Annotated in this window: 12 protein-coding genes; 9 read left to right on the top strand and 3 right to left on the bottom strand. The window is 43.2% G+C overall.

The window, feature by feature from the left end; genetic code table 11:
* Window positions 1-16: 16 nt before the first annotated feature.
* Together EO132_RS18745 and EO132_RS18740 are read right to left on the bottom strand one after the other, a co-directional pair.
* Window positions 17-436 (bottom strand): nucleoside-diphosphate kinase, encoded by a 420-nt coding sequence (locus tag EO132_RS18745; RefSeq protein ID WP_100815890.1) that lies wholly within the window; start codon window positions 434-436, stop codon window positions 17-19.
* A 48-nt stretch (window positions 437-484) separates the two neighbouring features.
* A complete protein-coding gene (locus EO132_RS18740) occupies window positions 485-1,519 on the bottom strand; it encodes an alkaline phosphatase D family protein (RefSeq protein ID WP_127139332.1) in 1,035 nt (344 codons plus the stop codon).
* A gap of 74 nt (window positions 1,520-1,593) precedes the next feature.
* Here EO132_RS18740 and EO132_RS18735 point away from each other — a divergent pair, with 74 nt between their 5' ends.
* The 6 genes from EO132_RS18735 (at window position 1,594) to EO132_RS18710 (ending at window position 9,743) form a co-directional block, all read left to right on the top strand.
* Window positions 1,594-2,610 carry a DHH family phosphoesterase gene (locus EO132_RS18735; RefSeq protein WP_127139331.1) on the top strand — a complete coding sequence of 339 codons (1,017 nt, stop codon included), beginning with the start codon at window positions 1,594-1,596 and terminating at the stop codon, window positions 2,608-2,610.
* The gene (gene gldI, locus EO132_RS18730; RefSeq protein ID WP_127139330.1) at window positions 2,607-3,155 is read left to right on the top strand and encodes a gliding motility-associated peptidyl-prolyl isomerase GldI; all 549 of its coding nucleotides are present in this window, start codon (window positions 2,607-2,609) and stop codon (window positions 3,153-3,155) included. Before EO132_RS18735 ends, gldI begins: the two co-directional genes overlap by 4 nt.
* An 11-nt stretch (window positions 3,156-3,166) precedes the next feature.
* A complete protein-coding gene (locus tag EO132_RS18725; RefSeq protein WP_127139329.1) occupies window positions 3,167-4,270 on the top strand; it encodes a peptidylprolyl isomerase in 1,104 nt (367 codons plus the stop codon).
* A gap of 85 nt (window positions 4,271-4,355) precedes the next feature.
* Window positions 4,356-5,429 carry a DUF3810 domain-containing protein gene (locus EO132_RS18720; protein WP_127139328.1) on the top strand — a complete coding sequence of 358 codons (1,074 nt, stop codon included), beginning with the start codon at window positions 4,356-4,358 and terminating at the stop codon, window positions 5,427-5,429.
* A gap of 59 nt (window positions 5,430-5,488) precedes the next feature.
* Window positions 5,489-8,434 (top strand): amidohydrolase family protein, encoded by a 2,946-nt coding sequence (locus EO132_RS18715; RefSeq protein WP_127139327.1) that lies wholly within the window; start codon window positions 5,489-5,491, stop codon window positions 8,432-8,434.
* A gap of 10 nt (window positions 8,435-8,444) precedes the next feature.
* On the top strand, window positions 8,445-9,743 hold the full coding sequence (locus EO132_RS18710; protein ID WP_127139326.1) for an amidohydrolase family protein: 1,299 nt from the start codon (window positions 8,445-8,447) through the stop codon (window positions 9,741-9,743).
* Between the two features lie 181 nt (window positions 9,744-9,924).
* Here EO132_RS18710 and EO132_RS18705 read toward each other — a convergent pair whose 3' ends face one another.
* Window positions 9,925-10,728 carry a DUF6503 family protein gene (locus tag EO132_RS18705; RefSeq protein ID WP_127139325.1) on the bottom strand — a complete coding sequence of 268 codons (804 nt, stop codon included), beginning with the start codon at window positions 10,726-10,728 and terminating at the stop codon, window positions 9,925-9,927.
* 49 nt (window positions 10,729-10,777) lie between these two features.
* Between EO132_RS18705 and EO132_RS18700 the strand changes: the two genes are divergently transcribed.
* The 3 genes from EO132_RS18700 to EO132_RS18690 are packed head-to-tail and all read left to right on the top strand — an operon-like array spanning window position 10,778 to window position 15,084.
* The gene (locus EO132_RS18700; RefSeq protein WP_127139324.1) at window positions 10,778-11,599 is read left to right on the top strand and encodes a TrmH family RNA methyltransferase; all 822 of its coding nucleotides are present in this window, start codon (window positions 10,778-10,780) and stop codon (window positions 11,597-11,599) included.
* A gap of 3 nt (window positions 11,600-11,602) precedes the next feature.
* On the top strand, window positions 11,603-12,835 hold the full coding sequence (locus EO132_RS18695; RefSeq protein ID WP_127139323.1) for a M48 family metallopeptidase: 1,233 nt from the start codon (window positions 11,603-11,605) through the stop codon (window positions 12,833-12,835).
* Window positions 12,836-12,879: 44 nt separating this feature from the next.
* Window positions 12,880-15,084 (top strand): RelA/SpoT family protein, encoded by a 2,205-nt coding sequence (locus EO132_RS18690; RefSeq protein ID WP_127139322.1) that lies wholly within the window; start codon window positions 12,880-12,882, stop codon window positions 15,082-15,084.
* The last annotated feature ends 30 nt before the right edge of the window (window positions 15,085-15,114 follow it).

Raw genomic sequence — 15,114 nt, 5'->3', positions numbered from 1 at the left:
ATATCTTGTAGCTATTTTAGTAGATTTCCCTTCCTGAAAAGTGGAAAGCACCTTCAATAGCAGCGTTTTCATCACTATCGGAACCGTGAACGGCATTCTCACCAATACTGGCAGCGTACAACTTTCTGATAGTTCCTTCGGCAGCTTCTTCTGGGTTGGTAGCCCCGATCAACGCACGGAAATCATCCACAGCATTGTCTTTTTCCAAGATAGCGGCAACGATTGGTCCTCTTGTCATAAACTCCACCAACTCACCAAAAAATGGACGCTCTTTGTGGATGGCATAGAATATTTCGGCATCCCTCTTGCTCAATTGTGTAAACTTCATGGCCACAATCTTAAATCCAGCAGCCGTAATTTTATCCAAAATCGCCCCGATGTACCCATTTTCAACGGCATCAGGCTTAATCATGGTAAATGTTCTATTTCCAGTCATTTTTTAAATTTTGCGCAAACTTAAGCTTTTTCAACCAAGGTACAAGGCTCAATAGCTTTGTTTTAACTCTTGGAAAACAGTGCCATTGTCCCCCATAATTTTAAATTCTGCCCTTTTCCCTTCAATATTGAGATTGATAATACCATAACTTTTATCGGAAACCACCTCCCCGACACGATACTGGTTCGGTTCTCCACTGAAGCTGGAATACGAATGGGTAAGCCCACTACTGGTAAAATCCACCAAGGGATATGAAAGCCCGGCAACATCGGTTCTGGAGAACTCAGAAATATGCCTGTCTCCCGATAAAATAATCACTCCTCTTGCTTTTGATTGCGCTATCATATTTTCCAGCTTTTCCACCTCTAGCGGAAAATTGCCCCAAGTCTCGAAACCATGTTCACCAGAAAGCACCTGAATGCTGGACATAATCAAGTTGAAATCCGCATCGGAACCGTTAAGTTCGTTTTCCAACCAATGCCACTGGGCTTTTCCGAGTACAGTTGCCGTAGAATCCATTGTTGGCTTATATCGCTTGTTGGAATCCTCATCTTTGATGAGCTCACTTCTAAAATACCGGGTATCCAACACAATTACCTTTATCTTTCCGGCAGGCACTTCATAATCATGGGAAGCGTACACCCCTTCTTGATTTCTACGCTCACTATCTTTCGGTACATTCATAAAATCCAGGAATACTTGTTGGCTTTCTTCCTTTATGGCGAAATCGGAACCTCCATCGTTCACTCCAAAATCATGGTCGTCCCATGTTCCGATAATAGGTACTTGGCTTCTCAATTCAGCATATCCCGCAACGGTATCCTGCATGGCATAAATGGACCTTAATCGTTCCACATCATCCGTATCCGCATAGACAATGTCCCCTCCCCAAATCCAAACATCTGGATCTTCTGCCAAAATATTGTCCCAAAACGGATTTGGTTCCTGCGACATATTGCATGATCCAAAGGCCACCACAAAATCAGGTGTTGCTTTTTCTTGGACCTCGACCGTTTTCTCCTCCTTCTTTTTGCAGGCAGAAAACAAAACCAAGGCCGCAAACAAAGTATAAAGTTGTTTCATGATGTGTGTTTACCAAACCAAAAATACGGATAAACCGAGTTACCTCTATATTATATTATTGTATATTTGGCCGCATGAATTCAGTGGATATCACGACAGTAAAGTCGATTCTTTCCCAACCTAAAAAGATAGCGATCATTCCCCACAGAAACCCCGACGGGGATGCCATGGGGTCCTGCTTGGCACTTTCCGGTTTTTTAAAGGCAAAAGGGCACACAGTGCATGTGGTGGCACCAAATGACTATCCAAAATTCCTGAAATGGATGCCGGGAAATGATGTCGTCATCAATTTTGAGAGGGAAAACCCAAAGGCAAAGGAAGTCATCAATGAGGCTTCGGTTATTTTCACTTTGGACTTCAACGACCTTTCCAGAGTGGGGCAAATGGAATCAGTCCTACAGGAAGCGGAGGCTGATTTTATTATGATCGACCACCACCAACAGCCAAGCGACTATGCCAAGGTAACCTATTCGGATGTGACCATGAGCTCTACCTGTGAGATGGTCTTCAATTTTATCGACTCTTTAGGGGAAACCGATTTGATTGATGCCGATATGGCAACAAACCTGTACACGGGCATTATGACGGATACTGGCTCTTTTAAATATCGATCTACATCGAGCAAAACACACCGTGTTGTGGCCGAACTTATTGATAAGGGTGCCGACAATATGGAAATACATCGCGAAGTTTTTGACACCAACTCCCCTTCCCGCTTGCATTTGTTGGGTATTGCCTTGAGCAATATGGTTATTCTTCCAGAATACAGAACTGCTTACATTACCCTTTCCCAAGATGAATTGGACCAATACGGTTTTAAAAAGGGGGATACCGAGGGATTCGTTAATTATGGCCTAACTTTGGAAGGTATTATTTTTGCCCTCATTTTTATTGAAAATCGCGAAGAGGGCATCATTAAAATTTCGTTTCGTTCCGTCGGGGATTTTTCCGTAAACGAATTTGCCCGAGAGCATTTTAATGGAGGTGGGCATACCAATGCAGCTGGGGGGAGAAGTGAAATGAGCATGGAGGAGACCATATCCAAATTCAATGCTATTTTAAAAAACTATAAAGACAAATTGAACACATGAGATTCTTTCTAGCTGTTTTGCTGGTTGCCATCGTCGTGAGCTGTGGGGGTCCCGAACCGAGAAGACCCGTTGAAGTGAAATCCGGTAGTTTTTACAAGGAATCCATTGAACGTACCAAGAAATTGTTGGCAGAAGAGGAAGCCGCCATTCAGGAAATTATTTCAAAGGATACGGTTCACGAGTACATATCCAGTCCAAACGGATTTTGGTACTACTACGAGACCAAAAACGATACGGCCAATTATCAACTAAAATCGGGCGACCAAATTCTATTTTCCTATAACTTGATGAGCCTTGGCGGTGATACCATATACACCGCTGAAGAAATAGGGCCGACCTCACATGTTATAGACAAACAGCAATTATTCCCTGGGCTCCAGAATGCGGTAAAGCTTTTGAAAATAAATGAGAAGGTCACATTTTTGTTTCCATCCCCCCAAGCCTATGGCTACCAAGGAGACAACAAGGCCATTGGCCCAAAAACACCGCTTAAATCATCTGTAGAATTACACACAATCATAATAGACAACGACAGTTTAAACTAAATTCATAAACAATGAAGAAATTATTTTACATCATACCATTATTCCTCCTAGTGATCATAGGGTGCAAATCGAGCAAATACGCTGATTTGGGCGATGGTATTTTTGCTGATATCCAGACCGCCAAAGGGGATATCATCATTCAACTGGAATACCAAAAAACCCCAGTCACAGTAGCAAACTTTGTTTCCTTGGCCGAAGGGAAAAACCCTTTTGTTAACGATGAATACAAAGACAAAAAATTCTATGACGGTATTGTATTTCACAGGGTCATTAAAGATTTTATGATTCAGGGTGGAGACCCGACCGGTAGTGGAAGCGGTAATATTGGCTACACTTTTAATGATGAGTTCAATGATTCCTTGAGACATTCCAAAAAAGGAATCCTTTCCATGGCCAACAGAGGTCCAAAAACAAACAGCAGTCAATTTTTCATCACGCACAAGGCCACTCCATGGTTGAATGACAAGCATACTGTTTTCGGAGAAGTAGTGGCAGGCATGGATGTAGTTGATTCCATTGCCAATGTAGAGACAGGTGCTGGCGACAGACCTGTAACCGATGTTGTGATGGACCATGTGGAAATTGTGCGCAATGGTAAGGAGGCCAGACAATTCGATGCTGTTCAGATCATGAGTGACTATTTCGAAGAAGCTAATGCAGCCGAAGAAGCCTTTAAGAAAATGAAGGAAGATTTGGTAGCCAATTTTACCGAACAGATTGAGGAGGCCGAAGAAACCAATAGTGGGCTTCGTATCTTAAAACTGGAAGAAGGCGATGGAGAGCAACCAAAAGTGGGCCAAAAAGTATTGGTAAACTATGCAGGTTGGTTGTTCAACGGGGATTTGTTCGACAGCAACATCGAAGAAGTTGCCGAACAATTCAACCAACTGAACCCCGGAAGGAGAGATCAGGGAGGTTACAGACCATTTCCTATGGATTATAGCCCCGATGCTCAATTGGCTGCAGGTTTCCGGGAAGGATTGTTGACCATGAAAGTTGGAGACAAGGTTCGTTTGTTCATCCCTCCGCATTTAGGGTATGGCGATAATGATTATGGCCCTATCCCTGGTGGCTCCACCTTGGTTTTTGATATAGAAATTGTTGGAATCCAATAATAAAATTCCAAAAGCCAAACTTAAAAAAAGCCGTACTTTTCCGTGCGGCTTTTTTAATTGCCAAAAATAAATTGCTCAATTCTTGATGAGACAAAGAACCAAGAACATTATCGCCATTGCCCTACCTCTACAAATCATATTGGTAAAATGGATGGGCAGCTATCCCGATTTTGTGGAAACATATTACAGCAATGGCATCTACCCATACATTTCAGGTTTTTTAAGAATATTGTTTGGTTGGATTCCTTTTTCCTTCGGGGATTTGGTTTATACAACCCTGGTCATTTTGGCAATTCGATACATTTACAAACATTGGAAAAGCATCAAACGTAAGCCACTTTGGTTCCTAAAGGATATTGTTGTGGTGCTTTCTATCGTATTTTTTGCCTTTCATCTGCTTTGGGGCATGAATTACCATCGCCAACCCATTAACTGGAAACTGGGCATTGATCGCGAATATACCGTTGATGAATTGGTTGAACTGACCCAATACATTGTCATCCAAACAAACCAATATCAATGGGAACTGACAGGAGATACCGTCTCTCCCGTGCACATCCCCTACTCCAAAAAGCAAATCTTTGCCAAGACGGAAGAAGCCTATGTCAACTTTGCAAAGCAATACCCCGATTTCGGGTATGAACATCGCAGCCTAAAATCATCCATTTATAGCGTTCCATTGACTTTTATGGGATATGGGGGTTACCTTAATCCTTTTACCAATGAGGCACAGGTAAACGGCATTACCCCAAAGTTCAGGTTGCCCACAGTAAGCTGCCACGAAGTAGGTCATCAATTGGGGTACTCTGCCGAAGGCGCCACCAATTTTATCGGATTTTTGGTTACATCAGAAAGCCACGACCCGTATTTCAAGTATTCAGCTTACCATCATGCCCTGGGCTACTGCCTTACCGACCTTTTTCATAAAGATGAGGAACAATACAATAAAATCGTTGCCGCCATCAATCCAGGTGTAAAAGAAAATTTCAATGAACTGCGTGAATTTTGGGAAAAATATGAGAACCCCATGGAGCCCGTATTCAAATCCGTATTCAACACATTTTTGAAGGCAAACAACCAAAAAGAAGGTATCAAAAGTTACAATGCCGTAGTAGGCCTTATCATCAATCACCGAAACAAGCAATTGAGCGGTCTTTGAAACTTGTGGGGTCCTTTCACAAAGGTTACCTTTAAAGCGACTAATTCAATTCAAACCTTATGAAACTAAAACTTTTGGCCCTATTTCTCTTCATGGGCAGTGTTTCTTTGTTTGCACAGGATTATTTTCCTATAAATGATGGTGTAAAGGCAAAGAAAAACAACAATTACACGGCATTTACCAATGCCAAGATCTATGTAACCCCCACACAAATCATCAACAATGGCACCTTGCTGATACAAAACGGTAAAGTGGTGGAAGTGGGTAAATCCGTAAGCATTCCAAAGAATGCGGTCGTGGAGGACCTGGGCGGAAAATCCATTTATCCATCATTTATCGATGTATTTTCAGGATTTGGTGTGGAACTCCCAAAAAGAGCCAGCAGCAGCGGAAGGTCCGCACAATACGGTCCAACAAGGGAAGGGTTTTACTGGAACGACCACATAATGCCCGAAAATGATGCCATCAACAATTTTAAGTATGATGAAAAAAAGGCCAAAGAACTGAGAAACGCAGGTTTCGGAACCATCAATGCACATATCGAAGATGGTATTGCAAGGGGTACAGGCCTATTGGTCGCTTTGAATGACGAAGCGTCCGAAGCACAACGCATCCTTTCCGATAAATCCGCACAGTACTTTTCTTTCCAGAAGAGCAGAGCATCAAGACAATCATACCCAGGTTCCTTGATGGGGTCCATGGCCTTGATGCGTCAGGTGTATTACGACATGGACTGGTACAGCAAAGGCAACGTGGATACCAAAGACCGTTCTTTGGAAGCGCTTATCGACAACAAAGGGTTGACTCAGATTTACGCTGCCGGAGACAATGGCAACGTACTACGTGCCGATAAAATCGGAGACCTTTTCGGGATTCAATACACTATTTTGGCAGGCGGTGATGAATACGAGCGTATTGATCAAATAAAAGCCACCAACGCCAAATTGATTTTACCTCTTGATTTTCCGGATGCATTTGATGTATCCAACCCTTATCAAGCTAAATATATTGCCTTGAAGGATATGAGACACTGGAACTTGGCGCCATCCAATCCAAAAGTTTTGGCGGACAACGGTGTTGAATTCTCCATTACGTTGCATGGCCTTAAATCCCCAAAAGAGCTGAAGGAAAAAATCTTTAAGGCCATTACTTATGGACTTTCAAAAACTAAGGCTTTGGAAGCATTGACTACTGTTCCCGCCGAGATTTTAGGGAAATCCAGTGAGATTGGTTCACTGCAAACTGGAAGCCAAGCCAACTTCTTGATCACTTCAGGCGATATTTTTGAAAAAGAAACCACCCTTTACGAAAACTGGGTCCAAGGAACCAAGAATATTATTGAAAGTATGGATGTCATCGATATCCGAGGCGATTACGACCTTGCGGTCAACGGGACAACCTACAAAGTTTCTTTGACGGGAGATGCTGACAAACCAAAGGCTGAAATCAAAAAAGGAGACGAATCGGTAGACTCTCAGATCGATTATACAGGAGACTGGTTGAACATCTCTTTCAGTGAGGACAATATTGGTTCTTACCGCATGGTTGCCCATGTTCTGCCCGGTTCCGAAACCATTAAAGGAAACGTGGTGCTTCCCAATGGCGATGAAACTTCTGCCACAATGACCAAAACCTCTTCGTTTGAGGAAAAATCAAAAGATGACGACGCTGGCGAGAAACCTCAGCTTATGGCACTGACCTATCCCAATGTTGGATATGGTTATAAGGAAAAGCCAGAACAAGAAGACATCCTTTTCAAAAATGCTACGGTTTGGACCGGCGAGACCATTTTGGAAAACACCGATGTACTCATCAAAAAAGGCAAGATTTCCAAAGTGGGGAAAGACCTGCGTGCAGGAGGTGCCACGGTGGTCGATGCCACAGGAAAGCACTTGACCGCCGGTATCATTGACGAGCACACACACATTGCCGCACTATCCATTAACGAAGGTGGTCACAATTCCTCCGCCGAAGTTCGTATGGAAGATGTTGTTGACCCAAAAGACGTTGCCATTTACCGTGATTTGGCTGGTGGTGTCACTACCGCCCAATTGCTGCATGGTTCTGCCAACCCTATCGGTGGACAATCTGCCATATTGCGGTTAAAGTGGGGAGAAAGTGCTGAAGATATGATCTTCGACAACTCGCCCAAGTTCATCAAATTTGCTTTGGGAGAGAATGTAAAGCAGTCCAACTGGGGCAGCTATTCCCGTTTCCCGCAAACAAGGATGGGTGTGGAGCAAGTGTACACCGATTACTTCCAACGCGCAAAGGAATACGATGAAAAGAAAAAGAGCGGGCAAGCTTACCGCCATGATGAGGAAATGGAAACCTTGGCCGAAATCTTGAACGCGGAGCGTTTTATTTCTTGCCACTCCTATGTGCAGAGTGAAATCAACATGATGATGAAAGTCGCCGAGAAATTTGACTTCCGTGTGAACACCTTTACCCATATTTTGGAAGGTTACAAAGTGGCCGATAAAATGGCCGAGCACGGTGTCGGCGGTGGCACGTTCAGTGACTGGTGGGCCTACAAATACGAAGTGAACGATGCGATTCCTTACAATGCTGCCATTATGACCAGTCAGGGGGTGACCGTGGCCATCAACAGTGATGATGCTGAAATGTCCAGACGATTGAACCAAGAGGCTGCCAAAACGGTAAAATACGGAGGTATGTCTGAAATCGAAGCCTGGAAAATGGTCACATTGAATCCAGCCAAACTTCTTCACTTGGACGACCGCGTAGGCAGTATAGAAGAAGGTAAAGATGCTGATGTAGTACTGTGGACAGACCACCCGCTATCCGTATATGCCAAGGCTGAAAAAACCTTGATTGAAGGAAAAGTTTATTTTGATCTGGAAAAAGACAAAAAGCTAAGGGAATCCATCAAAAAGGAACGTAACCAGTTGATCGGAATGATGTTGAACGAGAACAAAAAGGGTAAAAAATCCAGAACTCCCGTTCAGAGCAAGAAAGAAGAGTTTAATTGTGACACCCTTTAAAAAATAGACCATGAAAAGAATATTTTTAATCATAGCAATTGTTTTAGGGGTTTCATTGAACGCACAGCAAACCCCGGCCCCACCTCAATCCGAACAGATTGCCATTATTGGTGCTACCGCCCATATCGGTAATGGAGAGGTGATAGAGAACTGTACCATCATTTTTAAGGATGGAAAAATCACGGCCATTGGAGCAGATTTGATGGCACCGACCATTGGCACCATGATCAATGCCGAAGGCAAACACGTATACCCTGGCTTTATCGCACCCTCCAAATCCCTAGGTTTGGTGGAAGTAGATGCCGTTAGGGCAAGTGACGACCAAGATGAAATCGGCGAAATGATTCCACATGTCCGCAGTTTGATCGCTTACAACGCAGAATCCAAAGTAGTGGAAAGTATGCGTCCGAACGGTGTTCTCATTGGACAGGTAACACCACAGGGAGGTACCATTTCAGGAACTTCCAGTATTGTCCAGTTCGATGCATGGAACTGGGAAGATGCCGCTTTGAAAACAGACGACGGCATCCACATGAACTGGCCCAACTTTTTTAGAAGGGGCCGTTGGTGGGCCGGTGAGGAAAGAGGCTATATTCCCAACGAGGATTATGGAAAAGAAATCGATGACATTAAAATGTTCTTCCAGAATTCCATCGCCTACGGAAAAGCTGGCGAAGATGAGAAAAACTTGCCCTTTGCAGCCATGCAGGGACTTTTTGATGGATCCCAGCGACTCTACATCCATACCGATGGAGAAAAGGAAATTACCGATGCCGTGACCTTTGCCAAGAATATGGGCGTAGCACATGTGGTCATCGTTGGCGGATACAGAGCGAATAAAATAACGGATTTTCTAAAAGAAAACAATGTTGCCGTATTATTGGAGCGAACACATTCCTTACCTAGTTTTGAAGATGACGATTATGATATCACGTATAAATTACCAAAAATCTTGGTGGATGCGGGGCTTTTAGTTGGTTTACAAAACGAAGGAGCTGCCAATTTCCAAGCAAGAAACTTGGCCTTTTACGCCGGGCAAACCGTGGCACAAGGTCTGGGTAAGGAGACAGCACTTCAATTGATCACTGGCAATACCGCCAAAATTTTGGGCATCGACGATATGTACGGAACTTTGGAAGAAGGTAAGAGTGCCACCCTATTTATTTCTCAAGGGGATGCATTGGACATGAGAACCAACCAACTTTCCAAAGCCTTTATTGATGGTAGGGACGTTTCGTTGGAAACCCACCAGACCGAATTATGGAAACGGTACATGGGCAAATACGAACGACAAAATGAAGGACAGTAGTCCTAAATATCAAAAGGCGCTCTGAGGAGCGCCTTTTTTGTTTTGCTATTACTACTTAAAATTCCTTGGAAAGCGTCATTCTGAATTTATTTCAGAATCTTATCCAGTTGATTGTAAAATCAATATGAGAACCTGAATCAAGTTCAGGTTGACGGAACAACAATCAATTCAACTTCTATATCTATTGTATGTTGACGGGCACATATTCCCCGTTTTCGGGCTTGACATAAAAATCATCCTCTCGAGGATTCTCGCTGACAGTGACACTCTCAAAGGTAATCGTACTGGCTGGTTCTAAAATTTTACTTCCCTCATAGTTATGCCAAGTGATGGATTTTGGCAACACCAATCCGTTCACTTCTTGCCAATCCGCATAATGTATCCATCTCACGTTATCCGAACTTTCTCCAGACCGGTAAGTCACCGTGTAGCCCAACCAGGTCATTTTATTACTTTCAGGATCAAAATGAATGTAGTATTCATCTTTAGATGAAGCCCCAACTCCTGATTCATAAGCTATTTGTAGTCCCGGATATCTTTTGCCTTCATATGCTAAATCCTCAGTAGCGGAATACATGATGCCATCATCCGCTAAAACAAAGGGCATGCCATAGAAATAAAACATCAAATTGTGATAAAAACCTGCATCACCTTCATAACTCCCGCTTCCATTCAAAAGCCAAGCTCGTTCGCCATCAAAACCCATGGAAAATTGGTCGGTGTCAATTCTATCCATTCTTGTCCGAAGATCAATGGTGTGCGTTTCAGGTAAATTTGGTTTGGGGAGTACAAATGACAATGTGCGCTGTGCTTTCCACTGTTTCAAACCTCCATGGGCCTCAAAAACCTTCGTCAAGGCATCAGGATAAACAGCTTCGTCCACCACGATTTCCTGTTGAATCGGAACTTCAGTTTTTTCTGTTTTGGGGTTTTGCTTGCAGGCAATCAAGCCCATAAAAAGCAATAGGATGGTTAATTTATTCATGATAAGGTTTTTACCAGTTGGTCGAAAACCCCTTTGTTTAATTACAGGAATGGCTATTTTTACCAACTGTATGGAAGCTAAACTGATTAGTAGTGCCCAAAACCCTTTGATAAAAAAAGTCCTGCTCCTCAAAGAGAAATCGCGTGAAAGGAGAAAAAGTGGGCTTTTTGTTGTTGAAGGACAGCGGGAAATTGAATTGGCCAAAAAGGGAGGGTATACACTACAAACCCTTCTATTTTGTCCCGAAATCATGAATTCCAGTTCTGTTGATGCTCTCACCAAAGTTTCAAACCCAGAAATCATACAAGTTTCCGAAAGCGTTTACGGCAAAGTTGCACATCGGGGCACCACGGAAGGTGTTATTGGGCTTGTGCAATCCAAAAACCATGCTTTGGAGCATATCTCCTTCGAGACTAAAACACCATTGGTGTTGGTTGCCGAGGCTCCTGAAAAACCGGGCAATATCGGCGCATTGTTGCGCACTGCCGATGCCGCTGCTGTCGATGCCGTTCTTATCGCAAATCCCAAATCCGACCTATATAGTCCAAACATTATCCGTTCCAGCGTGGGTTGTCTTTTTACCAACCAGATTGGGGTGGGAACAACGGACGAAATCATTGAATTTTTACAAACCAACCAAATCAAAATTTACTGTGCTGCCCTGACCGCTTCAAAAAATTATGTGGATTGTGATTTTAAAGCCGCTTCTGCCCTTGTAATGGGCACGGAGGCTACTGGATTAACAGAAAAATGGCTTCAAAATTCCGACCAAAACATAATCATACCGATGCAGGGAGAAATAGACTCCATGAATGTTTCGGTATCCGCCGCAATACTTATATTTGAGGCGAAGCGCCAGCGCGGATTTTAAGCTATGGAAAAAAATATGCTCTTTTATGTCATTCTGGCCATTCTTGTGGTCCAATACCTGGTTCACCAGTATTTGGAATACCTGAACGCCAAGCGTTTCAAATCTACTTTACCCCCTGAACTTGCCGATGTTTTTGATGAGAATGAGTATCAAAAATCCCAACAATATAAACGGACAAATTACAAATTCGGTGTTATTTCCGATGGATTTTCATTGGTACTGACCATTTGTTTTCTTGCTTTCGGCGGTTTTGAATGGGTGGACCAACTCACGCGCTCCATAACAGAGGAAAGTATCCCGATGGCTTTGATCTTCTTCGGAATCATTATGCTGGGAAGTGCTATACTGGGACTCCCCTTTTCCTATTACCGAACCTTTGTGATCGAGGAAGAATACGGGTTCAACAAAACCACCAAATCCACCTTTTTATCCGACAAAATAAAAGGTGGCCTTCTCACCATCATTCTAGGTGGTGGTATTTTGACACTGTTTATGCTGTTCTACCAATCCACAGGACCCAATTTTTGGATATACGCTTGGATAGCAGTCGGTGTTTTCATCTTGTTCATCAATTTATTTTACAGCAGGTTGATCGTTCCGTTATTCAATAAGCAAACACCTCTTGAGGATGGAAGTCTTAAGAGTTCTATTGAAAATTATGCCCAAAAAGTGGGTTTTGAACTTCAAAATATTTTTGTGATCGATGGTTCCAAAAGGTCTACCAAGGCAAACGCCTATTTTTCAGGTTTTGGAAAGGAAAAGCGCATTACCTTGTTCGATACATTGATCAACGATCTGAGCGAGGATGAAATCGTGGCGGTCTTGGCCCATGAGGTAGGTCATTACAAACGCAAACACATCATTGTGAACCTAATGGTTTCTTTATTGACCACGGGATTGACGCTTTTTATACTATCGTTGTTCATCAACCATCCAGAAATATCGTTGGCCATCGGAGTGTCCACGCCAAGTTTTCATGCTGCTTTGGTAGGGTTTGCGCTATTGTACAGTCCAATTTCGGAATTGACAGGATTGATCATGAACTATTTATCAAGGAAATTCGAGTTCCAGGCCGATGATTTTGCCAAAACGACATTTGCCGCGACACCTTTGGTTTCATCATTAAAAAAACTATCAAAGAAAAGCTTGAGCAACTTAACGCCACATCCCGCCTACGTTTTTGTCCACTATTCCCACCCACCTTTGGTGGAGCGTATCCGAAACCTAAAGGCATAGATTTTGTTGGTTAGATAATAAGATTGTAGTAAATTTAAAATACTATGACAGAGGCTGCTATTGAAAAAGAGAACAAGGAGATTGCGAAGCAGTACAAGGAATTACTTCGCATAAGCTACCAAACGCTGACGGATGAGGACAAGAAGTTGATCCGTTCCGCTTTTGATGTGGCCGTTGATGCCCATAAGGACCAGCGAAGAAAATCTGGGGAAGCTTATATTTTCCATCCGATTGCCGTGGCCAAAATTGTTGCTTCGGAAATTGGGCTGGACGCCGTTTCCATTGCCTCTGCCCTACTCCACGATGTTGTTGAGGATACCGCCTACACTTTGGACGACATTGAACGGATGTTCGGAGAGACAGTTGCCCGGATCGTGGACGGTCTTACCAAGATTGCACATTTAAAGAAGGACAAGGACATCAGTCAGCAAGCGGAGAACTTCCGTAAAATGCTATTGACCCTGCATGATGATGTTCGGGTAATCATCATTAAAATAGCGGACCGTTACCACAATATGCTCACCATGGATTCCATGCCAGAGCACAAGCAGGTTAAAATTGCATCGGAAACCTTGTACATCTACGCCCCTTTGGCCCACAGAATTGGACTGTACAACATCAAAACGCATCTTGAAGACCTTTCGCTAAAATACACGGAACCCGAAGTTTACAATGATATCTCCGCCAAAAGAGAGGATACCGAAGAAGAAAGCGCCGCCTATATAGAGGATTTCGCTAATGTCATCCGAACTTCTTTGGACAAGGAAGGGCTCAACTACTATATCAAGGGCCGTATGAAGTCCATCTTCTCCATCCGAAGGAAGATGAAGGCACAAAACGTGACTTTTGATGAGGTCTACGACAAGTTTGCCATACGTATCATATACAAATCCGATAGAAAAAACGAAAAGTTCCTGGCTTGGAAAATATATTCCATCGTAACGGATCACTTTACCCCGAATCCCATTCGGCTGCGAGATTGGATCACTTCACCCAAATCCACAGGGTATGAAGCACTGCACATTACCGTTATGGGTCCAAAAGGAAAATGGGTAGAGGTACAGATCAGAAGTGAGCGCATGCACGAGATTGCAGAAAAAGGCTATGCAGCGCACTTTAAATACAAGCATGGGGCACAAAAAGAACAGGGCATTGAGGAATGGTTGAACAAATTGCAAGAAGCTTTGGAAAGTGCCAATGGCAACGCCGTTGATTTTGTAGAGGAGTTCAAGCTAAACCTCTATTCCAAGGAAATATTTGTGTTCACGCCCAAAGGAGATCTAAAATCGATGCCCAAAGGTGCTACCGCCTTGGACTTCGCGTTCAATATTCACACCGAAATCGGGATGAAGACCCGAGGCGCAAAGGTCAACGGTAAATTGGTGCCCTTGGGCACCAAGCTACGTAGCGGCGATCAAGTGGAAATCATAACCTCGGAGAGTGCAAAACCTACCCAAACCTGGTTGGACTATGCACAAACGGCCCGGGCCAGGTCTAAAATAAAATCGTCACTTAGCGAGGAGAAAAAAGAGGTTGCTGCGGAAGGGAAGGAAATTTTGCGCCGTAAACTGAAGGCACAAAAAATCAACCTGAACGAGGACACCGTAAACAAATTGGTGACCTTCTTCAAGCTGAAGACAAGCTTGGATCTCTTTTACCGCGTGGGTATCGGGGTCATTGACAACGATAAGTTAAAAGACTTCTCTTCATCCTATCACAATGCGTTCATCAATTTCTTTAAGAACAGGATTCGCAAGACCCCAGCTCCAAAAGATGTTGATAAAAATGAGATCACCACCAAATATGATCTACTCGTTTTTGGAAAGGAAGAGGAAAGGCTCAACTATAAACTCTCCCAATGCTGTAATCCTATTCCCGGGGACGAAGTGTTTGGTTTTGTCAGTGTAAACGATGGCATCAAGGTGCACAAAAAGAACTGCCCGAACGCCATTTCTTTGCAATCCAACTATGCCTACCGGATCATTAGTGCCAAATGGATAGATTCCTCACAGGAAGAATTCTCCGTTGATATCAAAATCACGGGAATTGATAATATGGGATTGGTCAAGGATATTACCAAAATCATCTCGGAAAACATGCACGTGAACATGCGCAACCTCAACTTTAGTGCCGATGGCGGTACCTTTAAAGGGAAAATCACACTTGTGGTCAAAAACAACAATATCCTTAAACGTTTGATGAACAGTTTAAAGCAAGTCGAAGGTATAGATAAAGTAACCAGAATTTAATTTTTAACTGTACCTTTGTGCATTAGCATA

It is taken from the genome of Flagellimonas oceanensis, assembly GCF_003992595.1.
Lineage (GTDB): Bacteria > Bacteroidota > Bacteroidia > Flavobacteriales > Flavobacteriaceae > Flagellimonas > Flagellimonas oceanensis.
The sequence above is the reverse complement of the archived record's forward strand: the minus strand, read 5'-3'. Positions and strand labels throughout refer to the sequence as shown.

Bases quoted from the DNA above. Each gene is read 5' to 3' on its own strand.
- EO132_RS18745 (WP_100815890.1), bottom strand. From the start codon at position 436: ATGACTGGAAATAGAACATTTACCATGATTAAGCCTGATGCCGTTGAA.
- EO132_RS18740 (WP_127139332.1), bottom strand. From the start codon at position 1,519: ATGAAACAACTTTATACTTTGTTTGCGGCCTTGGTTTTGTTTTCTGCC.
- EO132_RS18735 (WP_127139331.1), top strand. From the start codon at position 1,594: ATGAATTCAGTGGATATCACGACAGTAAAGTCGATTCTTTCCCAACCT.
- gldI (WP_127139330.1), top strand. From the start codon at position 2,607: ATGAGATTCTTTCTAGCTGTTTTGCTGGTTGCCATCGTCGTGAGCTGT.
- EO132_RS18725 (WP_127139329.1), top strand. From the start codon at position 3,167: ATGAAGAAATTATTTTACATCATACCATTATTCCTCCTAGTGATCATA.
- EO132_RS18720 (WP_127139328.1), top strand. From the start codon at position 4,356: ATGAGACAAAGAACCAAGAACATTATCGCCATTGCCCTACCTCTACAA.
- EO132_RS18715 (WP_127139327.1), top strand. From the start codon at position 5,489: ATGAAACTAAAACTTTTGGCCCTATTTCTCTTCATGGGCAGTGTTTCT.
- EO132_RS18710 (WP_127139326.1), top strand. From the start codon at position 8,445: ATGAAAAGAATATTTTTAATCATAGCAATTGTTTTAGGGGTTTCATTG.
- EO132_RS18705 (WP_127139325.1), bottom strand. From the start codon at position 10,728: ATGAATAAATTAACCATCCTATTGCTTTTTATGGGCTTGATTGCCTGC.
- EO132_RS18700 (WP_127139324.1), top strand. From the start codon at position 10,778: ATGGCTATTTTTACCAACTGTATGGAAGCTAAACTGATTAGTAGTGCC.
- EO132_RS18695 (WP_127139323.1), top strand. From the start codon at position 11,603: ATGGAAAAAAATATGCTCTTTTATGTCATTCTGGCCATTCTTGTGGTC.
- EO132_RS18690 (WP_127139322.1), top strand. From the start codon at position 12,880: ATGACAGAGGCTGCTATTGAAAAAGAGAACAAGGAGATTGCGAAGCAG.